The following is a 21,504-nucleotide window of genomic DNA, read 5'->3' on the forward strand; positions in this document are numbered from 1 at the left end:
TAACGAAAGCCGCAAAAAAGCGGCGAAGTTGGGAGAGAAAAATGATTGGAAAATCGCAACTGATGGCGGGTGCGGCATGCGCGCTGTTCCTGGCGCCTGCAACATTCGCGCAGACGACTCCGGTCGATGGCGAGCAGAACCAGCCGGATCTGGCCGAGCAGGTCGAATCAGACCCCGAGCGCACGATTATCGTCACCGGATCCTATATCCGCGGTCAGCGCGAGGACGGCGCGCAGCCGGTAGACGTTTTCGGGCAGGAAGAGCTGGAATCGCGCGGGATCGACAGCCCGCTCGAATTCATCAAGAGCCTTCCTTCCGTGGGCCCCGTGTTAGGCGATTCCAATCAATATGGTGCCGGCGGCAGCCAAGGGGTCGGTTCGATCAACCTGCGCAGCCTTGGCCGCGAGCGAACGCTCGTGCTCTTCAATGGTCGTCGTTTCGCGACCGAGCCCGGCGATGGCGCCGCGGACACCAATCTGATCCCACTCTTCGCACTCGATCGGATTGAGGTCTTGAAGGACGGCGCAGCGTCTACGTATGGATCAGATGCTATCGCGGGCGTTGCTAACTTTGTGACCCGTCGCAACTTTACCGGAGTGGAAGTTGCTGGCGACTGGGAGTTTGTCGACGGATCGGATGATAATTACCGCATCAGCGCGCTGGGGGGCATTGATCTGGGCGCCGCCAACCTCATGATCGGCGCTGGCTGGCAGCACCGCTCCGAACTTCCGACGACGGCGCGCGACTTCACGCAGACACCCTACGCTGAGAACCCGACCGGCTATTCGTTCTTGGGCAATCCCGGCCTCTATGCTCCCCTGGGCATCATTCCGGGTCGCGGGGTCAGCACCCTGGGCCTCGCAGTGGATGGCAATCAGGTGGATGCGTGTGAGTCGCTCGGCGGAATTGAGGGCGTATTCCCGCGACCCGGAACCACGCCTCTCCCGGTCTGCCGCTACAGCTACATTCCCTTTGTCAATCTGATTGAGGAGGAGGATCGCTATCAGGTCTATGGGCAACTGACCGCGGATCTGTCCGACAGGATAAGTTTCACGGCAGAGGCACTTTATTCGCACACCGAACTGAAGGAGTTGGGCTATTCCCCCAGCTATCCGATCACCCAGGGTCCAAATGGCCCCGGCAGTTCGAGCGCCTTCACGGTTCCGGCGCGCAACCCTGGCTATGCCGCCTATCTTGCGCAGACCTTTGCGCCCGGCACGCCGCCCCGCTTGTTCACCCCGGTGCTCTCGTCGATCGTGCTGTTTCGTCCCTTCGCCCTCGGCGGCAGCCCGCTCGACCCACGCGGCGCCGGCCAGGGGCAAGCGATCAACGATGCGTGGCGTGTTTCTACCGGTTTCGACTTCGAATTGTCGGACGCTCTGACCCTTCAGACGTTCGGAACCTATATCAACAGTTCCCGCACCGCATTCTCCAACGACATCGTCAGCGACCGTTTGCAGCGCGCGTTGAACGGGTTTGGTGGCGAATCCTGTACCGGCACGACGCCCGGTGCCAACGGCTGCCTTTATTTTAACCCGTTCATTAATGCGGCGCCGGGCAACCCGGCACTCGGACTGACCAATCCGGCCTATGTGCCAGGTAACGAGAATTCGCAGGAGGTAATCGACTATATCACCCGGCGGAGCGGGACGCGGGCCACTGAGCAGCAGTATATCTTCGATGCGGTGTTCAGCGGTGAAGCAATGCTGTTTGGAAAGACACTGGGCTATGCCTTCGGAGGACAATACCGCAAAACCGAATTTGCCACCGATCCCTTGAATCGGTTCAGCGATCCCAGTGCCTATCCGTGCGCGATTGACGGAGATCGTTCTTGTCTAGACAGTTCCACTGACACGAACTTTCCCGTCGGCGCATTCACCTTCCTTGGCCAGTATCCGGCCGCCAGGCTTTCGCAAGACGTTTACGCCTTCTTCGGCGAGGCGCAGATGGAGGTGTTCGACGGGTTCGAGCTGACCGGCGCCGTGCGTTACGAAGATTACGGCGGTGAGGTGGGTTCGACTGTCAATCCAAAGGTTTCCGCCCGCTGGCAGGTCTCCGATTTTCTGGCGCTGCGCGGATCGGTAGGGGACACGTTCCGCGGCCCCTTGCCTGCAGATCTTGGCACCGCGGGCGTCAGCGCGGTCGCAGGAATCAACGTACTGGGCGGCGCCTTCAAGGCGACCGACACGGTCGGCAATCCGGCGCTCTCGCCAGAGACCGCCTTCACGTACAATATCGGCGCTATTCTGGAGTTTGGCGGTCTGAACTTCAGTGTCGATTACTGGACTTATGAGTTCTCCGGGCGCTTCACGACCCTACCAATCCAGGCCATTGCCGCCAATGTGGCGCCGGGCCGCCTCGATGGGACGCAACTTGCCGACTGCTCCAGTCCCTTTGCAGATTTCGTGGTCTTCTCGGGCGGTGTCTGCACGCAAGGCACAACGATCGGGAACGACATAAGTCGGCTTCAGACACAGACGGTGAACGGCCCCGATGTCACCACAAGCGGGCTCGATTTCAGCCTGAATTACCGGAGCAATCTGGGTCCGGCGAGACTGAATGTCGGCGCGAATGCAACTTACACACTGAAGTATGAATTTGGCGATTTCGAATTCAATGGCCTTCTCTTCAGCCCAGGATATGACGCAGCCGGCTTCGCCAACTATAACCGTGCGCCAGGCACGGTTTCGGAATGGCGGGCAAGCGGATACGTCAATCTGCAAGTCGATCCTGTCAGCGTGACATGGTCGAGCAATTTCATCGGCGGGGTCGACGATAATCGGTGCGAGGGCCTGGAATTCTGCGCTGAAACCCCTGAATTCGGGGGCACCAACTTTGGCCGGCGGGTGGACGATTTCTTCGTCCACGACATTTTCGCCACGGTCGATCTGAGGGTGGCGGGCGTCGATGCGGAATTGCAGGCGGGGGTGGAGAACGTGTTCGACACCGATCCGCCCGCAGCGCGGCTTGAATACAGCTACGATCCGTTCATCGGCACCGCAAAGGGGCGCACGTTCAAGGTTGGCACGAAGGTGCGGTTCTGATCCGCACTGCTGGTGAATTTAAGACTGGAGCGGGCGGGGGGCTGGCAAGGCTTCCCCGCCCCCACGACACGAGGAGACGGGTGATCATGACCAGACTTCCAGCCATCTTTGGCTCGGCCGCGATGCTCGCGCTGAGCACCGCCGGCATGGCGCAGGAGACTACCGAGCCGTCGGCAGCGACCCCAGTCGTGCAGACCGAAGCGGGCAAGGTGCAAGGCCTCGAGCAGGGTGGGATCGATGCCTTCCTCGGCGTGCGCTACGCTGCGCCGCCGCTGGGCGAGCTGCGCTTCCAGCCTCCGGCAAAGCCCGAGCCATGGGACGGTATTGCGGACGCAACCGGCTACGGTGCGCCGTGCATGCAGCTCTATTCCGCGAGCGGACCCAATGAGTCCGACATGACCCGCCGCATCCAGGCCATCTTCCCCACCTCGACCGAGGCGAAGATGGACAACGAAGACTGTCTGTTCCTCAATGTCTGGACCCCGGCGGCGGGGGACGGGAAGAAGCGGCCCGTGATGGTCTGGTTCCACGGCGGCGGCTACGCGTACGGATCGGGCAGCTGGCCTGCGTACAACGGCCGCAATCTGGCGGAGAAGGGCGACGTTGTCGTCGTCACGGTGAACCACCGGCTCAACGCCTTCGGCTACCTCAACCTCGCGGAAAAGTTCGGCGAGGATTTCGCCGCCTCGGGCAATGTCGGCAATTTGGACCTTGTCCGCTCGCTCGAATGGGTGCGCGACAATATTGCGGGCTTCGGCGGAGATCCGGACAATGTCACGATCATGGGCGAATCCGGCGGCGGATCGAAGGTCAGCCACCTGATGGCGATGCCCGCTGCGGACGGGCTGTTCGACAAGGCCGTGATCCAGTCCGGGCCCGGCGTGTTCAGCGGCAAGCCTGCCGAGGCGGCGGATTATGCGGCCAAGATCCTTGATGCGGCGGTTGTCGAAACGCTCGACGACCTGCGCAATGTCCGCAGCGACGAGATCGTCGAGGCAGTGCGCAAGGCGACGCCGGCGGAAGGCGCGATGGGGCGCGGGCCGCAGTTCGGGCCGATCGCCGATGGCAAGATCATCCCGCGCGATCCCTTCCTTCCCGCCGCGCCCGAACAGTCGCGCGATATCCCTGTGCTGATCGGCTACAACAAGGACGAGATGACGCTTTTCCTCGCTGCGCAGCCGTGGTTCGGACGGCTGACCGACGGCACGCTCGCCGCGATGACCGGAGCGATGGGAGAGCAGGCGGTGGCGGCGGTCGCGGCCTATCGCAAGCGCTACCCCGACTATTCGCCCACACACCTCGCAAGCATAGCGATGGGCACACGTTTCGGGCGCGGCACCTATCTGCTGGCGGACCAGCAGGCGAAGACCGCCAGCGCGCCGGTCTATGTCTATCGCCTGACGTGGGAAACGCCGATCGGCGGGGGCATGCTGCGCACGCCGCACACGCTCGACATCCCGCTGATGTTCGACAACGCAAAGGAAAGCGCGGCGCTGGTCGGCACCGGCGAGGATGCGCAGAAAATGGCCGACATGATGAGCGATGCGTGGATCGCCTTCGCCAAGACCGGCACTCCATCGAGCGCTCTGCTGCCCGAGTGGAAAGCCTACACCCCTTCGGCTCGCAACGTGATGGAGCTGAACGTCGGGCCGAAGCTGGTCGAAGATCCCGAAAGGGACATTCGCGAATTGCCCAGCGAACTCTGAGGCACGGACAAGAAAAAGGCCGGCGTCCCGCGTGAGGCGCCGGCCTTTTCGTGTCCGGTTGAGCGAAGAGCCTAGTTGAAGCTCTCGCCCGCCTCGGCCTTCTTGCGCAGGTAATCGCTCACCGGCAGGCCGTGCTTTTCGATGCCCGCAACCACGGTATCCAGCCCGATCGTGTCGGCCCAGAACATCGGGCCACCGGTGTAGAGCGGCCAGCCATAGCCGTTGATCCACACCACATCGACGTCGCTCGCGCGCTGGGCCATGCCTTCTTCGAGGATCTTCGCGCCTTCGTTGACCATCGGGTAGAGCAGCCGCTCGCGGATTTCGTCCTTCGAGATCTCGCGCTGTTCATTGCCTTCCTTCTCGGCGAAGTCGGCGATGATCTGCTTCACCTCGTCCGACGGGGTGCGCTGGCGCGCTTCGTCGTAGTCGTAGAAGCCCTTGCCCGCCTTCTGACCGAAGCGGCCCACCGCGCACAGCGCCTCGCGAATGGTCGTCACCTTGCTCGGGTCGCGGTGCCAGCCGATGTCGATCCCGGCGAGGTCGCCCATCTGGAACGGCCCCATGGGGAAGCCGAACTCCAGCAGCACATCGTCGACGTCCCAGTAGTTCGCCCCTTCGAGGATCAGCTTGTTCGCCTGTTCCTGCCGCTTGGAAAGCATGCGGTTGCCGATGAACCCGGGGCATACGCCCGAAACTGCCGCGACCTTGCCGATCTTCTTGGACAGCTTCATCGCGGTAGCCAGCACATCGTCGCGCGTCTTCTCCCCGCGCACAACTTCGAGCAGCTTCATGACATTGGCGGGGCTGAAGAAGTGGAGGCCGAGGACATAGCCGGGGCGCCTGGTCGCGGTCGCGATCTCGTTGATGTCCAGATAGCTGGTGTTGGACGCGAGGATCGCGCCCTCCATCACCACCTCGTCGAGCTTGCCGAACACGTCCTTCTTGACGTCCATGCTCTCGTACACCGCCTCGATCACGAGGTCGCAATCGGCGAGGTCGCCGTACTCGAGCGTTGGCGTCAGCAGCCCCATCGCCTGCTCGACCTGATTGGCGGTCATGCGGCCTTTCTTGGCGGTCGCTTCGTAGTTCTTGCGCATCGTGCCGGTGCCCCGGTCGAGCGCGTCCTGCTTCATCTCAAGGATGGTGACGGGGATACCTGCGGACAGAAAGTTCATCGCGATCCCCCCGCCCATCGTGCCCGCGCCGATGATGCCGACCTTCTTGATGTCGATCAGCGGGGTGTCGGCGGGAATATCGTCGACCTTGTTGGCGGCGCGCTCGGCGAAGAAATAGTGCCGCATCGCTTTCGACTGCGTGCCGGTCATCAGCTTGCCGAACAGCTCGCGTTCCTTCTTCACGCCCTCGGCGTAGGACAGCTCGCCCGCCGCCTTCACCGCCTCGATTGCCGCATTGGGCGCGTCGAACCCGCGCATCTTGCGGCCGTTCTTGGCGCGGAATTCGTCGAAGATATCGGGGTTCTTGATCCCGTCCTGATTGGCCGTACCCTCACTCGTACGCGGGACGGGCTGGCCGATCTTCGACTTGGCGAAGGCGATGGCATCGGCGGCAAGGCTGTCCTCGCCCACCAGCTCGTCCAGCAGGCCGATCTCCTTGGCCTTCTTCGCCGAAATCGGATTGCCGATCGCGACGAGGGGGAGGGCGGCTTCCGCGCCGACAAGTCGTGGCAGGCGCTGCGTACCCGCGGCTCCGGGGATCAGGCCCAGCTTCACTTCGGGCAGACCCATCTTCGCGCTCGGCACCGCGACGCGGTAGTGACACGCGAGCGCAACTTCGCACCCGCCGCCCAGCGCGGTCCCGTGGATCGCGGCGACCACTGGCTTGTCGCTCGCCTCCAGCTTGTCGATCGCTTCGGGCAAGCTCGGGCCTTGCGGGGCTTTTCCGAACTCGGTGATGTCCGCCCCAGCAAAGAACGTGCGCCCGTCGCAACGGATGACGACCGCTTCCACGCTGTCGTCGGACAGTGCCTCGGCAATGCCGTCGACCAGCCCGGCGCGCACCGCCTGGCCCAGCGCGTTGACGGGGGGATTGTCGGAAATGATCACCAGCACGTTGTCGTGGCGTTCGGTACGGATCGGCGATGTCATCGGTTACGATACTCCTTCAGGTGTTGGTTTGTGTCGGCGCGGCATATAGCAGCGTCTAGCGCTGTTGGCAGATGGATGGACGGAACGGCGGGGCAAATCATCAGGCGATTTCGCGGACGCTGCACCCGGGTTGAGTTCGCCCGGAAAGCGGTTGCGGTCTGTCATCGAACCCGAGCCTTTCGGGTCGGCAGGTATCAAGTCTCTCTCCCTCGTTCGCCTTCGGCCAATGCCGTACCTTATTTTTATCCGCGCTGGACTAGCGGATTTACTGGCGATGTGAAAGCTCATACCTTGCTTTCAGAAAAATACACGCCGCGCTTGCCTGAACACGCTCGGACTGGCTAGATTGCAGCCAAGCCGCACGAGTCGGCACGAGGGAAAGGAATGTCTGAAACCATGCGCGACGCAGTCATCGTGTCCACCGCCCGTACCCCGCTTGCGAAATCGATCCGCGGCGCGTTCAATGCCACCCATCCGGTGCAGTTGGGCGCCTGGTCTGTCGAGGCCGCGGTCGAGCGCGCCGGGCTTGACGGGGACGAGATAGAAGATGTGGTCTTCGGTGCCGCCAGTCAGGGCGGGGCGCAGGGGTTCAATATCGGACGCCAGATCGCGCTCAGGGCGGGGCTTCCCGTCGATGTCGCGGGCATGACGATCGACCGCCAATGCTCCAGCGGGCTGATGGCGATCGCGACTGCGGCCAAGCAGATCATTGTCGACCGCATGGACATCTGCGTTGCGGGCGGGGTGGAATCGATCACCGCGATCCGCAACAATGCGGGCAAGCCGCAGCGCGACGAAGAGCTGCTGAAGATGCATCCCGATATCTTCATGCCGATGATCGGCACCGCGGAAGTTGTCGCCAAGCGTTACGGCATCAGCCGCGAGGATCAGGACGCCTACTCGCTCCAGTCGCAGCAGCGCACCGCTGCCGCGCAGGAAAGCGGCAAGCTGGCGGACGAGATTATCGAAGTCACCACGGTGATGGACGTGAAAAACCGCGAAAGCGGAGAGGTCTCGAAGCAGGACGTCACCATTTCGATGGATGACTGCAACCGTCCGAACACCACGCTTGAAGGGCTGGCGAAGCTCGATCCGGTGATGGGCGAGGGCAACACGATCACGGCGGGCAATGCCAGCCAGCTGGCCGATGGTTCGGCGGCAAGCGTTCTGATGGAAGCCGAGATCGCCAAGGCGCGCGGGCTCACTCCGATGGGCCGCTATGTCGGCATGGCGGTCGCCGGCACCAAGCCCGATGAGATGGGCATCGGGCCGGTCTTCGCGATCCCCAAGCTGCTGAAGCGGTTCGACCTTTCGGTTGATGACATCGGCCTGTGGGAGCTGAACGAGGCCTTCGCGGTGCAGGTGCTCTACTGCCGCGACAAGCTGGGCATTCCGGACGACCGGCTCAACGTCAACGGCGGTTCGATCTCGATCGGGCATCCTTTCGGAATGACCGGCGCGCGCTGCGTCGGCCACGCGCTGATCGAAGGCAAGCGGCGCGGCGTCAAATATGTCGTCGTGACCATGTGCGTGGGCGGTGGCATGGGCGCGGCCGGCCTGTTCGAGGTATTGTGATGGCAAGCACGGCCAAACCAAAGGACCTTGCTTCGGCCATCGGCTGGACCCCGCCCGAAAACTGGCCTGCGCGCAGCCGCGCCGAGTGCAAGGCGATCCTGACCGCGCCAGGGATGCGGTTCGAGATGGAGGAAGTGGACATCCGCGGCGTCCCGACCCGCGTATGGAAGAATGCCCCGCCGAACCTGCGCGCGATCGCGCTGCTCGGCCAGTCGCACGGGGACCGGACCTTCGTCATCTACGAGGAGGAGTGCGTCACCTACGATGCGTGGTTCCGCGCGGTCGCCACGCTCGCACACGAATTCCAGGCGATGGGCATCGGCAAGGGCGACCGCGTCGCGCTGGCCATGCGCAACCTGCCCGAATGGCCGGTGGTGTTCTTCGCCGCCGTCACCATCGGCGCGATCTGCGTTCCGCTCAATGCGTGGTGGACCGGATCGGAGCTGGCCTATGGGCTCCACAATTCGGGCACGAAACTGCTGCTGTGCGACGAGGAGCGGTGGGAACGGATCGCGGCGCATCGCGAAGAGATGCCGCAGCTCGAACACGTGCTGGTCACCCGGCATGAGAGCGCACTCGAAGGCGCATCGCGGCTGGAAGACATTCTCGGCACGCCGAATACGTACAAGAATCTCGAGGCACGCTCGCTGCCCGAGGTTGACATCCTGCCCGAAGACGATGCGACGATCTTCTACACCAGCGGCACCACGGGAAAGCCCAAGGGCGCGCTGGGCACACATCGCAACCTTTGCACCAATATCCTGTCGAGCGGTTTCAGCGCCGCCTGCGCGGTTCTGCGCCGGGGCGAAGAGATACCCGCGCCCCAGCCCAGGACTACGTTGACGGTCATACCGCTGTTCCATGTCACCGCCTGTTCCGCGGGGCTGATGGGGGCGATCGCGGCGGGCAATACGATGATCTTCATGTATAAATGGGACCCGGTCGAAGCCTTCCAGATCATCGAGCGCGAGAAGGTGAATTCCACTGGCGGCGTGCCGACCATCGCATGGCAGCTGCTCGAACACCCCGAGCGCAAGAACTACGACCTCTCCAGCATCGAGGCGATTGCCTATGGCGGCGCGCCCGCGGCTCCCGAACTGGTGCGCAAGATCCGCGAGGAATTTGGCGCGCTGCCCGCCAATGGCTGGGGGATGACCGAGACGATGGCGACCGTCACCGGCCATTCGAGCGAGGATTACCTCAACCGGCCCGACAGCTGCGGGCCTCCGGTGGGCGTGGCCGACCTCAAGATCATGAGCGAAGACGGCACGCGTGAATTGCCGACAGGAGAGATCGGCGAATTGTGGGCGCGCGGGCCGATGATCGTGAAGGGCTATTGGGACAATCCCGAGGCCACCGCCGAGACCTTCGTCGAGGGCTGGGTGAAGACCGGCGACCTCGCCAGGCTGGACGAGGAAGGCTGGTGCTACATCGCCGACCGCGCAAAGGACATGATCATCCGCGGTGGCGAGAACATCTATTCGTCCGAGGTCGAGAATGTGCTCTACGATCATCCGGCGGTGACCGATGCCGCTCTGGTCGGAATCCCGCACCAGCAGTTGGGCGAGGAACCCGCCGCGGTGGTCCACCTTGCGCCCGGCACAAGCGCGAGCGAGGCCGAATTGCAGGACTGGGTTGCAACGCGGCTGGCCAAGTTCAAGGTGCCGGTGAAGATTGCGTTTTCGCAAGAAACCTTGCCTCGCAATGCCAATGGCAAGATCTTGAAGAAGGAGCTTTCGAGCTTCTTCTGAAGCCTGCTACGGCGCGCTCCAAGTGCGGGCGAAAAGAGGCAGGTAACGATGCTGGGGGAACGGATGGCGAAGAAGCCTGACGTCACGAAGAAGTTCGGCGAGAAGCGCAGCGCCATCGTGCACGCCGCTTCCGTGCTGATCAACGAAACCGGCGTTCAGGCCACCACCCTGACCAAGGTCGCGCGTGCGATCGGGCTGAACGCGACCAGCGTTACATATTACTTCCCCCGCAAGGACCAGCTGATCGTATCGGTCTATGCCGAGACGATAGCGCTGCTCAAGGAGATGGCCGGACAGGCGCTGGCCGAGGATACACTCGAAAAACGGATTGCCCGGTTCGTTCACCTGCACGTGGCCTTGCGCGAGCGGATCCGCAGGGGTGAACGCGGCCTCATGACCGCGTTGTCCGAGATCCGCTCGCTCGATCAGGAACAGCAGAACGAATTGCTCTTCGCCTATCGCGAAATGGTCAATGAGGTGCGCGCCTTCTTTGGCGATCCGACCGATGAACGCGAGCGGGCACTTTTCTCCGCTCGCGCGCACATCCTGATTGAAGCGATGCTGTGGTGGCCGGTATGGTCGCGGCGCTATTCGGTGCTCGACTTTCCTCGCGTCGAGGCGAAGATCGTCGATCTTCTATGTTTCGGTATCCCCACGCAACGCGGGCAGTGGGAACCGGAAAAGCTCGAGGATGGTGGCTGGCGCATCGACGAGAGCCGCACGCTGCAGCAAAACGACGAGTTTCTCCGCGCGGCGACGATCATGATCAACGAACGCGGTTATCGCGGAGCGTCGGTCAACCGGATTGCCGAGGCGCTGAACGTGACCAAGGGCAGCTTCTACCACCATCACGATGCGAAGGACGAACTGGTTCTGGAATGTTTCCAGCGCAGCTATGATCGCCTGTCGAAGGTGCAGATGGCGGGTTACGACCTCGAAGGATCGTACTGGACCCGCCTGACGAGCATTCTGAACGAGTTGCTGCACTTGCAGTTCTTCGATTCAATGCCGCTGCTGCGCACCACGGCCCTGCAGGCGCTCGACAACGAGCGAAAGGTCGACGTGGTGATGCGATCGAACCGGCTTGCGCGCCGGTTTGCCGGTTTCCTGATTGACGGGTTCGGTGACGGGTCCGTCCGCCCGATCGACCCGCTCGTGGCGAGCCAGATCATCATGTCCACTTTGAACGCAGCCTATGAGGCAAGGCGCTGGGCTGCGCGGTTCGACGATGAGGAGCAGGCAGTGGAAACCTACCTGTCGGTGCTCAGCGAAGGGATGCTTGCCGAGCGCAGTTGATCGTCAGAACAGGGGCGCGCGGTGGCGCGGCTCGCGGACCTTCACGATTAGCAGGCCGAGGGCCGCGATCTGCGCCGCAAGGACGATGATAAAAAGTGGTTGGAAGCCGCTGGCCGCCACCAGCACGCCCGCCAGCACCGGCCCCATGGCAGCGATCGCCCCTTCCAGCGTGGTGACGAAGGCGAGCCGCATCGGTGTGTCCTGAGGCTCCCCGAATTCGAGCACCATCGTGGTCGAAGCGAGCATCCAGCCCGATCCGCCGACGCCCAGCAGCACGAAGGCGGCGTAGATCGGCACCGCCGTGTTGCCCAGGATCAGCAGCGTCACGCCGCAGACCGAGCTGAACAGCGCCAGCACATAGATGATCTTGAAGCCGAAGCGGTCGCCCAGCGGGCCCCATAGCACATTGGACAGCGTGTCGGATCCCAGGAACACGAAACTCAGCCCGCCGATCAGCGCACCGTCGAGTCCCAGCTGCGTGCCCGCGTAGATGGTCCAGAACGGTGCGCCGACGCGGGCCATGGTCGAACAGCACTGCACGGCGAGAAACCATGCGAAGTCGCGATCCTGCAAAAGCTCGGGAAACTGGCGGATGCGCTGCATCATCGGCATCTGAGGGCGGCTGACGGGCGCGGCAGGCTCCCGGATCATGGTCTTGAGCACCACCAGCCCCGCGCTCGTGAGCAGGAAGGCGAACAGGAAGGTGGTGGCATAACCATTGCCCAGCCACTCGTCCGCGATAAGGTAATTGCCCGCCGCCCACGCGAGCAGTGCGGCGATCAGTCCGCCTGCGAAGTTGCGATAGCCCTGCAGCCGCCCGCGCTTACGGATCGGGATCAGCTTGCTCATCAACATCTGAAACGCGACCCGCTGCGCGCCGGTGAAAAAACCCAGCAACAGGAAGCAGGCAAAGGTCCCGAACAGCAGCGCGTGGCCGGTGAGGAAATAGCCCGTCAGCGCCAGGCCAAGGATCATCAGTCGCATCATCGAGCCTACGCGGATCGCGTAGGGGAGGATGTGGCTGCGATGTTCTATCCGCGATCCGCTGGCGATCGGGCTGATCGTGGCACCCAGTTGCAGCAGTGCCGCGCCCAGACCCACGGCCGCGGTGCTGCCGGTCAGCAGCAGGAGGTAGGCGGGGATGATGGTGGGCGCGTATATCAGCCGGAAGCCGGTCATCCCCAGCACGCCATGGATGAAATTGGCGCGGTAGTTGCGGCCCAGATTCTCGTCGACGAAGCGCGCGTGATCGGACAGCGCGCGTTGCCGCGCGTCAGCCGCACCATCCATCCCGTCCGGATCCTCTAGCGGATCCAAGGTTTCAGTAGCCGCTCAGCGTCGCGAATTTACCCTTGAGATATCGGGTACTTCCCCAAGAAGCTTCCAGCACTCGGGCGCGCTTGAGATACAGGCCTACGTCGTATTCGTCGGTCATCCCGATCCCGCCGTGCAGCTGGATGCCTTCGTTGCTGATGGTGTGCAGCACCCGGTTCGCTTCCGCCTTGGCGACGATCGCCGCACGTTCGGCGCCCACTCCGCTGTCGATCGCCTGCAGGCCCGCCTCGACCGCGGAGCGCATCTGCGCGAGATCGGCGAACAGATCCGCCATGCGGTGCTGCAATGCCTGGAACGAGCTGAGCACCTGGTTGAACTGCACGCGCTGTTTCAGATAATCGAGCGTAGTGTCGAACACGGTCTGCGCCATTCCGAGCATCTCGGCGGCGGTCAGCACGCGCGCCCGGTCCATCACCCTGTTGAGCAGATCGTCGCCACCAGTCGCCAGCTTGTCCGCCGCCGCGCCGTCGAATGCGATATCGGCATGGCTGCGCTGGTCGGTCAGGCGGCGGGCGGTGAGGCTTACGCCGTCACCCTTCTCGACGAGATAGAGTCCGTCCTTTGCGGCGACCACGAACAGGTCCGCGCCATGCGCTTCGGGCACGAAAGCCTTGGTGCCGGTCAGCTTGCCGCTCGAAACGCTCGTCTCGATAGTGTCGGGACAGTGATGCGGCCCCTCGTCCACGGCGAGCGTGGCGATAGCCTCGCCGCTGGCAATCTTGGGCAGCCACTTCGCTTTCTGCTCCTCGCTCCCGCCAAGGATGATCGCGCTCGCCGCCACCGTGCTGGGGACCAGCGGACTGGCGGTCAGCGTCTTGCCCAGTTCCTCGACCACCAGACCGGCGGAGAGGAATCCGAAATCGGACCCGCCATGCTCTTCGGGAATGATGATCCCGGCCCAGCCCATTCCTGCCATCGTGGCGTAGGCGGTTTGATCGAACGCCTTCGGATCGCCGCTTGCGCGGACCTTGCGAAATTCGGTGACCGGGCTTTCGTTGGTGGCCCATTCGCGCGCCATGTCGCGCAGCATTTCCTGCTCTTCGTTGAGAACTGCCATGTTCTATTGATCCTGTATGTTACTGGTGATCGAGCATGCCGAGCACGCGCTTGGCGATGACGTTGTTCTGAATTTCGGTCGATCCGCCGTAAATGGTGGTGGCCTTGCCGTAGAGCCACGCGCGTACGCCTGCGAGTTCGAGCGGGCTGAAGTTCTCACCCTCCCAGCCCAGGCCTTGCAGGCCCATGATCTCGATGGTCAGCTCGGCGCGTTCCTGCCCCAGCTTGGTGCCCAGCTTCTTTAAGGCCGAACTGATTTCGGAGACGCCACCCTGCGCCTTGCTCTCCTCTACCGCACGACGCGCGGTATGCATGAAGCTGGTCCAGCGGATTTCGAAATCGGCGATACGGTCGCGCAAAATCGGATCGGCCAGTGTGTCGTCGCTGTTCAGCGCGCCGTATTTCTTGGCGATGTCCGCCAGGCTCCCTCCCGCGCGACCGGGCGCCGCGCCGGAAATGTTCGTACGCTCGTGCTGAAGCAGGCGCTTGCCGATGGTCCAGCCCTGCCCTTCCTCGCCAACGAGGTTTTCCTTGGGCACCTTCACATCGGTAAAGAACGTCTCGCAGAACGGGCTGGTGCCGCTGATCATGGTGATCGGGCGGACTTCGACGCCGGGTGCGTCCATGTCGATCAGCATGAAGCTGATGCCCTTGTGCTTGTCGCTGCGGTCGGTGCGCACAATGGCGAAGCACTTGTCCGCCCATTGCCCGCCGCTGGTCCATGTCTTCTGCCCATTGACGAGATAATGGTCGCCCTTGTCTTCAGCCATGGTCTGTAAGTTGGCGAGGTCGGAGCCGGCATTGGGTTCGGAGTAGCCTTGGCACCAGCGGATCTCACCGCGGCAGATCGGGGGAATATGCTCGTTCTTCTGCGCCTCGCTGCCATATTCCAGCAAGGTGGGGCCGAACATCAACACGCCCATGCCGCCGATCGGGTTGTAAGCCCCCGCGCGGGCCAATTCTTCGTTGAGAATGCCCGCCTGCTTTCGCGACAGTCCGCCGCCGCCATATTCCTTGGGCCACGTCGGGGTGCCCCAGCCGCGTTCACCCATCGCCTCGCGCCATGCCTTCTGCGCAGGGCTTTCCTTGGTCGCCCCTTCGACCCCTCCTATCGAGAGGCTCTTGCCCTTGAGTTCCGCGGGGAAATTGTCGGCGATGAACTGCCGCACTTCCTCACGGAAGAGATCGGCGCTGTCGCGCGCCTCGGGTTCAAGCTGGGTGGCCATGATCTGCTCCTTGGTCGAAATGTTCTGGAAGTAGGAATTGGTGGGCGCGCTATTGTGCCGGTTCGGGAACCTCGTCGGCATTCAGGGCGCTTTCGCGGTCGCGCCGCGCCAGCTCGTCCACATTGGCTTCGTGGCTCGCGCGGTCGATGCGATAGGCGAACAGGAAGCCGGCGCCGCCCAGATAAAGGACGATCAGCGTGGGCACGTAGACCAGTGCCAGCATGCGCGGGATTTCCGGGTCGATCGTGCGCGGGTCGGTGCCGGGGACAATGCCGACGAACGCGACCAGCAGCCCGGCGGCGAACACGCCGAGGCCGGAGGTGGACTTCTGCATCAGCGTGTTCGCCGCGTAGAACAGCCCCTCCGACCGGCGACCGGTGCGCAGCTGGCTTTCTTCCACGATGTCGCCGATCATCGCGTGGGTCAGCACCGCTGAAGAAACTCCGCACAGCTGGAACAGCATCGAGAATACGAAGACGGCGCCGACCAACCTCGGATCGCCGTTTTCAGGCATCAGTCCGGCAAAGCGCAGCAGATAGGGCGCGCTTGCGAAGATGACGGCAACGATGGCGAGATAGAAGGCCGCATTGCGCTTCCCCAGTTTCTTCGAGACCAGCGGAGCGAGAAACAGCGCGAGAAACGCGCCCACGAGCGAATCCACGGTCAGGATCGCAAGCTGCGTCGAGTTGAAGGCCCAGAAATAGGTGCCGAAATAGATGCTTAGCGCCGAAGTCATCCCGACCGACATGTATTTGAGAACCCCGAAGGCGAGGATGGCCAGGAAGCCTCGGTTGGAAAATGTCCTGCCCATCTGGCCCAGCGTTTTCACTGCGCCGATCTTCTCGCGCGGCGGGGGCAGCTTGAAATACTTGATCCGGTTCAGCGTGCCGAAGCTCGACAGCAGGATCGCCGCGAACATCAGCCCGGCGCCGACGATCGCGAAGGTCTCGTATCCGGCGGGGTTGAGCTGGCCGACCGGGTATTCTTCGGTCGGGGCGAGGAATACCAGCAGGGTGAGGAAGGCCATCCCCACACCGCCAAGATAGGCGAAGAAGTAGCGATAGCTGGCGATGGACGTGCGCTCGTCGTAGTCGCTGGTCAGTTCGGGGGCGAGGGCGGAACTGGGAATCTCGAAGAAGGTGATGAAGGTGCGCACGCAGCAGCCCACCACGAGAATGTACCAGAAGATCTGGGTATCGCTCATGCCCGATGGGGGGAAGAACAACAGCAGCAGGCTGGCAGAGGCGGGCAGGGCGGATGCGAACATCAGCGGATGCCGCCGTCCCAGCCGCGTGCGGATCGAATCCGACCACTGGCCCACGATGGGGTCCGAGATCGCATCGACCACCAGTGCGACGAGGATCGCGAAGGACACCAGCTCTGCGCGGACCCCCACGACCTGGTTGTAATAGAGCAGGAGGAAGGACCGGAAGGCGACGTCCTTGATGCCGTAGCCGATCGAACCGGTACCGTAGAGGAACTTGGTGATGAAGCCGAGTTTCGGCGCTGCGGGATCTGTGACCATCGGGTGCGTCCCTTATCTTGCCGGTGAACCGAAGGACCCGTCGCGGATCTGCTGTTCCCGCGCCTGCGCCTCGCGCGCTTTCAGGCGCTCGACATTCTCGCGGTGGCCCTCTTCGGTGATGGGATAGAACAGGAGGAACAGCGCGCCGATCACCCACAGCCCCAGAGATGCGGGGACGTAATGCGCGATCAGGCTGTCCTCCATCGCGGGGGTTATCTGCGAGAGTTCCGCCTTGGCCGGGAAGTTCGACAGTTCGAGTACGATCCCGGCGACCATGATACCGAGCCCGGCCGAACATTGTTGCATGAAGCTGGACGCGGCGAAGAACACGCCCGCCGTATGCTGACCGGTGCGCACCGCATGGTCTTCCACCACGTCCGCCAGCATGGAGGAGGTGTTGATGAGCGAGATCGCGATCATCGCCCCATAGATCGCGCCGATCGTGAACAGCGTCGGCAGCAGGCGCGAGTCGCCGGGCAGGAAGAAGCTGTCGAGCAGCGTCAGCAGCAGCGGCGAAATGCCCAGCGCGATCCCTGCGATGGCCATGAACATCGACGTGTTGCGCTTGCCCAGCCAGCGCGAGAAGCGCGGCGCGAGCGGGGCAGCGAGCACCGCCGCGATCAGGCTGTCGAAGGTCAGGAGTGCGAGCTGGTCCGCCTTGAGCTTGAAGACATAGGTGCTGAAATAGACCGTCGTCGCGGCGTACAGCCCGATGGCGGTATATTTGAAAACGCCGAAGCCGAAGATGGCGAGGAAGCCGCGATTGCGGAACGCCTGCCACATCTCCTTGAAATGCGAGGCGGGGGTCGCGCCTTCGCCCGGCTCGTCACGCTGGCGCAGATAGGGCACGCGGCTCAGCGTTCCGAACCCGCAAACCAAAATCGCGATGAAGATCAGCGCCCCGCCGAGCCACGCGAACTTGACGTAGCCTTCGGGATTCAGCTGCCCGCGCGAAATCTCGGGCGTGGCGACGAAGAACACCGCGAGCGAAAAGGCGGCAAACCCGAAGGTGCCGAGATAACCAAAGAAATAGCGCAGGCCGAAAAGCCCCGTGCGTTCGGAATAATTGTCCGTCATTTCCGCCGCCATCGCGCTGGTCGGTATCTCGAACGCGCTGATCGACATGCGGGTGAGAGAAGCGAGCGCGAAGATCCAGATGCCCATCTGTATGTTGCTGAGCCCTGATGGCGGAAACCAGGAGAGGACGAAGAAGGCGGCGGTCGGCAACGCGGAGAAGAAAATGAAGGGATGACGGCGTCCGATCCGCGAACGGGTCATATCGGACCAGCGGCCGAGGAAGGGGTCGGCGAAGGCATCGACCAGCAGGGTCAGCGCGATGGCGCCCGAGACGATCGCGGCCGGTACGCCGAGTACCTGATTGTAGAACAGCAGCAGATAGGTGGAGAAAGCGGCATTCTTCACCCCATTGGCAACCGCGCCGAACCCGAAGCTGAGACGATGGGCCCGTGTGAGCGGCGGGGCGGATGCGAGGTCGCCGGGGGGTGCGGTGGAGGCCCTGGCCGTCCCGGGTACGGGGGTGCTGGCCATCGCGCTACTCCGCCGCCTCGGTAATTTCCTCGATCGGATCGTACATCTGCTCGGCGCGCGCGCGCCGTTCGATCAGCGAATAGTCGGGGAATATCGGGTCCTCGACATCGCGATAGGCACGCAGGTGCTGTTTCGCGACCGTCACCTTGTGCACTTCGGTGGGGCCATCGGCGATGCCCATCACCATCGACCCGATCAAATTGCCCACGAACGGAAGCTCGTTGGACACGCCCAGCGATCCATGGAGGTGGATGCAGCGCCGCGCGATGTCGTGATAGACCTTGGGCATCAGCGCCTTGATGGCCGCGATGTCCTTGCGCACCTTGCGATAATCGCGGTGCTTGTCGATCATCCACGCGGTCTTGAGGACGAACAGCTTGAACTGCTCCAGTTCGATATAGCTATCCGCGATCTGCATCTGCACGCTCTGGTAATCGGCGATCGTGCCCGTGCGCGTCTTGCGGCTGACCGCGCGGCGGCTCATCGCATCCAGCAACCGCTTGCAACTTCCGACCGTGCGCATGGCGTGGTGAACGCGGCCCCCGCCGAGCCGGGTCTGGGAGATCGCGAAGGCCCCCCCGCGCTCGCCCAACAAGTGATCTGATGGAACGCGCACGTCGGTGTAGCGGATGTAGCTCTCCGAGCCGTTCTCCTGCCCGTAAACGCCGACATTGCGCAGGATTTCGACGCCCGGCGTGTCGACCGGGACAATGAACATGCTCATGCGTTCGTGGCGCGCGGCATCGGGGTCGGTCACCGCCATCACGATCAGGAAATCGGCCCATTTTCCGTTTGTGGAGAACCATTTTTCCCCGTTGATCACCCAGCATTCGCCGTCGAACTCAGCCTTGGTGATGAAGCTGGTCGGATCCGATCCGCCTTGCGGTTCGGTCATCGAAAAGGCGGAAACGATCTCGTTCTGAAGCAGCGGTTCCAGATACCGCGTTTTCTGTTCTGGCGTCCCGTAATGAGCGATGATCTCCGCATTGCCGGTATCGGGTGCCTGGCAGCCGAACACGATCGGGGCGAAGCTGGCGCCGCCGAGAATCTCGTTCATCAGCCCAAGCTTGACTTGGCCATAGCCCTGTCCGCCCAGTTCCGGGCCGAGGTGGCAGGCCCACAGGCCCTGCTGCTTCACCTCATCCTGCAAAGGCCTGACAAGAGCGTTGCGGCGCGGGTTCTTCACGTCATACGGGTGTATGCCCAAGAGGCCGAGCGGTTCGACCTTCTCGCGCACGAATGCTTCCATCCAGTCCAGCTTCTGCTGGAATTCGGGATTGGTCTCGAAATCCCAGGCCATCGCAGTTTCTCCCGTTCGACGTGCTTATGCACGTTCACGAAAGCAACATACCTGTTTTTCAGATCGGAACAAGGCATCCCTTTCGCCAGTGCCGATGCTCGGGCAGGTGACATCAGGTGCAGCGCCGGCTCAATCCCATCGAAATCTCTTTAAAAATCCCCTTGGTCGAGGGGTCGCGGCAAAGAGCGCGCTGAACGACGCGCAGTCGGGTCTACAGCGGGCATGACGCAAAAGCTCCGGAAACCCGGCGGCTAAAAACCCATCGGAGATCGGGGCCAAGCTGAGCCCCTGCCGTAACGCAGCTGCGCAGCGGATCCGGGCCCAAAGACACAGGGCGATTCGTTTCGTTTCTACCGCGCTCGCTCGTCACGGCGCCGGCCAAATCCGACTGGCGACCAGATCAAGGCTCCCCGATTGCCGTCCGGTTCTCTCAGTATTCCTCCGGCTCTTCGGGTGTTTTGGAGGTATGGGTCTTGCCGGCGGTGCGATCGCCGCGTGCCAGCTTGAAGACCACGCCCGACAGCAGCGCCAGCGCCAGCAGGTTGGGCAGCGCCATGGTGGCGTTGGAGATATCGCCAAGGCGCCAGACCAGCTCGCTCGGCTGCGCTGCGCCAAGGAAAATCACGATGCACCACAGTACCTTCCAGGCGAAGTGCAGCTTCTTTTCGCCGCCGCGACTGGAGCCACTGACCCGGTCGTAGATGAAGGTGATCGCGCGTTCCCCGTAATAGCTCCAGGTGAGCAGGGTGGTGAACACGAACAGCAGCAGCGCGACCGACGCGACCAGCGTACCCAGGGGCACGGTGCCGATCAGGAAGGGAAAGGCCGCCGCGAACGCGGCACTGGTCATTCCGAACCCTTCCAGATCCGCCTGCCAAGCGTGCATCACAGGGGCCCCGTTGTGCACGAAATCGCCTTCCACCGTCAGGATGACCAGCGCGGTCATGGTGCAGATCACGATCGTGTCGATGAAGGTGCCCAGCATCGCCATGCGGCCCTGCTGTTCGGGATCGTCGGTCTGCGCCACGGCGTGGGCGATGGGGGTGGAGCCCTGTCCCGCCTCGTTGGAGAACAGGCCGCGCGCCACGCCGGCCCGGATCGCCATGATGATCGCAGCGCCGGTGAAACCGCCCACCGCGCTTTGCGGATTGAACGCGCCGCCGAAGATGCGGCCGAAGGTTTCGCCAAGGTCGCCGAAGTTCAGCACCAGAGCGATGAACGCCATCACGAAATAGGCCGCAGCCATGAACGGCACGACCTTTTCGGCGACCGTGCCAATGGATTTGATGCCACCGATGATCACCACGAACACCAGTGCGGCGGTCAGAAGGCCGCCCCAGACTTCCGGAATGCCGAACAGTTCGTTCAGCCCGTCCGCCATCGCATTGGCCTGGATCGAATTGCCCGTGACCAGAGCGCTGAACAGGGTGCCGATGCAGAACAGCACCGCCAGCCAGGTGAACTTCGGGCCGAGCCCCATCATGATGTAGGTCATCGGTCCGCCGCGGTAGACCCCGTCGCTGGTGGTCTCGCGGTAGCGGATGGCCAGCGCGCCTTCGGCAAAGGCGAGCGCCATGCCGAACAGCGCCGTGATCCACATCCAGAATATCGCGCCCGGCCCGCCCAGGGCGATGGCGGTGGCGACGCCGGCCAGATTGCCGGTGCCGACCTGGCCCGAAAGCGCGGTGGAAAGCGCCGCGAACGGAGATATCTCCCCCGCTCCCGAACCCTTTCGGCCCGCGAAGAGCGCGCGGACGGCGGCGACGAGCTTAGTGATCGGATAGAACCGCAAGCCGATCATGAACCACAGGCCCACACCCAGAAGGATGATGGCCAGCGGGGGGAAGGGGATCACCGCTTCGCCGTTCCAGGTCCCTCCCCAGATGAAGTCCGAAACATTGGTGACGGGCGCCACCAGACGTTCACCCAAGCTTTGCGGCACCTGTGCGGTCATATCTGCATTCCCCTTGCGCCCCCGTAAGGCTGTTGCCGCCCTTGCTATCGACACAGGACACCGCTGGCCAGTCCCGCCGG

The 21,504-nt window shown here is 63.1% G+C and carries 13 protein-coding genes; 5 read left to right on the forward strand and 8 right to left on the reverse strand.

Going from position 1 to position 21,504, the window contains the following annotated elements:
- The first annotated feature begins 41 nt into the window (after nucleotides 1-41).
- Both ACFDTG_RS00980 and ACFDTG_RS00985 read left to right on the forward strand, forming a co-directional pair.
- Complete coding sequence (locus ACFDTG_RS00980) at nucleotides 42-3,044, forward strand: TonB-dependent receptor domain-containing protein (protein ID WP_375289210.1); 3,003 nt, start codon at nucleotides 42-44, stop codon at nucleotides 3,042-3,044.
- 86 nt (nucleotides 3,045-3,130) lie between these two features.
- Nucleotides 3,131-4,750, forward strand: a complete 1,620-nt coding sequence (locus tag ACFDTG_RS00985; RefSeq protein ID WP_375289211.1) for a carboxylesterase/lipase family protein — start codon at nucleotides 3,131-3,133, stop codon at nucleotides 4,748-4,750.
- Nucleotides 4,751-4,821: 71 nt separating this feature from the next.
- Here the strand turns inward: ACFDTG_RS00985 and ACFDTG_RS00990 are convergent, their stop codons facing one another.
- Entirely contained in the window at nucleotides 4,822-6,858 is a 2,037-nt protein-coding gene (locus ACFDTG_RS00990; RefSeq protein ID WP_375289212.1) for a 3-hydroxyacyl-CoA dehydrogenase NAD-binding domain-containing protein, read from the reverse strand.
- Between the two features lie 396 nt (nucleotides 6,859-7,254).
- Here ACFDTG_RS00990 and ACFDTG_RS00995 point away from each other — a divergent pair, with 396 nt between their 5' ends.
- The 3 genes from ACFDTG_RS00995 to ACFDTG_RS01005 are packed head-to-tail and all read left to right on the forward strand — an operon-like array spanning nucleotide 7,255 to nucleotide 11,480.
- Nucleotides 7,255-8,433 carry an acetyl-CoA C-acyltransferase gene (locus ACFDTG_RS00995; RefSeq protein ID WP_375289298.1) on the forward strand — a complete coding sequence of 393 codons (1,179 nt, stop codon included), beginning with the start codon at nucleotides 7,255-7,257 and terminating at the stop codon, nucleotides 8,431-8,433.
- On the forward strand, nucleotides 8,433-10,184 hold the full coding sequence (locus ACFDTG_RS01000; protein ID WP_375289213.1) for a class I adenylate-forming enzyme family protein: 1,752 nt from the start codon (nucleotides 8,433-8,435) through the stop codon (nucleotides 10,182-10,184). The genes ACFDTG_RS00995 and ACFDTG_RS01000 overlap by 1 nt, the downstream gene beginning before the upstream one ends.
- Before the next feature lie 48 nt (nucleotides 10,185-10,232).
- On the forward strand, nucleotides 10,233-11,480 hold the full coding sequence (locus tag ACFDTG_RS01005) for a TetR/AcrR family transcriptional regulator (protein ID WP_375289214.1): 1,248 nt from the start codon (nucleotides 10,233-10,235) through the stop codon (nucleotides 11,478-11,480).
- 3 nt (nucleotides 11,481-11,483) lie between these two features.
- Here the strand turns inward: ACFDTG_RS01005 and ACFDTG_RS01010 are convergent, their stop codons facing one another.
- The 7 genes from ACFDTG_RS01010 to ACFDTG_RS01040 form a co-directional block, all read right to left on the reverse strand.
- Entirely contained in the window at nucleotides 11,484-12,770 is a 1,287-nt protein-coding gene (locus tag ACFDTG_RS01010; protein WP_375289215.1) for an MFS transporter, read from the reverse strand.
- A 31-nt stretch (nucleotides 12,771-12,801) separates the two neighbouring features.
- Nucleotides 12,802-13,872: an acyl-CoA dehydrogenase family protein gene (locus ACFDTG_RS01015; RefSeq protein ID WP_375289216.1), complete on the reverse strand. Its 1,071-nt coding sequence runs from the start codon at nucleotides 13,870-13,872 to the stop codon at nucleotides 12,802-12,804.
- A 19-nt stretch (nucleotides 13,873-13,891) separates the two neighbouring features.
- Complete coding sequence (locus ACFDTG_RS01020) at nucleotides 13,892-15,097, reverse strand: acyl-CoA dehydrogenase family protein (protein ID WP_375289299.1); 1,206 nt, start codon at nucleotides 15,095-15,097, stop codon at nucleotides 13,892-13,894.
- A gap of 49 nt (nucleotides 15,098-15,146) precedes the next feature.
- A complete protein-coding gene (locus ACFDTG_RS01025; protein WP_375289217.1) occupies nucleotides 15,147-16,622 on the reverse strand; it encodes an MFS transporter in 1,476 nt (491 codons plus the stop codon).
- Nucleotides 16,623-16,634: 12 nt separating this feature from the next.
- Nucleotides 16,635-18,170, reverse strand: coding sequence for an MFS transporter (locus ACFDTG_RS01030; RefSeq protein WP_375289218.1), 1,536 nt, complete (start codon nucleotides 18,168-18,170; stop codon nucleotides 16,635-16,637).
- 4 nt (nucleotides 18,171-18,174) lie between these two features.
- Nucleotides 18,175-19,470 carry an acyl-CoA dehydrogenase family protein gene (locus ACFDTG_RS01035; protein WP_375289219.1) on the reverse strand — a complete coding sequence of 432 codons (1,296 nt, stop codon included), beginning with the start codon at nucleotides 19,468-19,470 and terminating at the stop codon, nucleotides 18,175-18,177.
- A 430-nt stretch (nucleotides 19,471-19,900) separates the two neighbouring features.
- Nucleotides 19,901-21,424, reverse strand: coding sequence for an alanine/glycine:cation symporter family protein (locus ACFDTG_RS01040; RefSeq protein ID WP_375289220.1), 1,524 nt, complete (start codon nucleotides 21,422-21,424; stop codon nucleotides 19,901-19,903).
- Nucleotides 21,425-21,504 lie beyond the last annotated feature (80 nt).

This window comes from Qipengyuania sp. (assembly GCF_042095715.1).
GTDB lineage: Bacteria > Pseudomonadota > Alphaproteobacteria > Sphingomonadales > Sphingomonadaceae > Qipengyuania.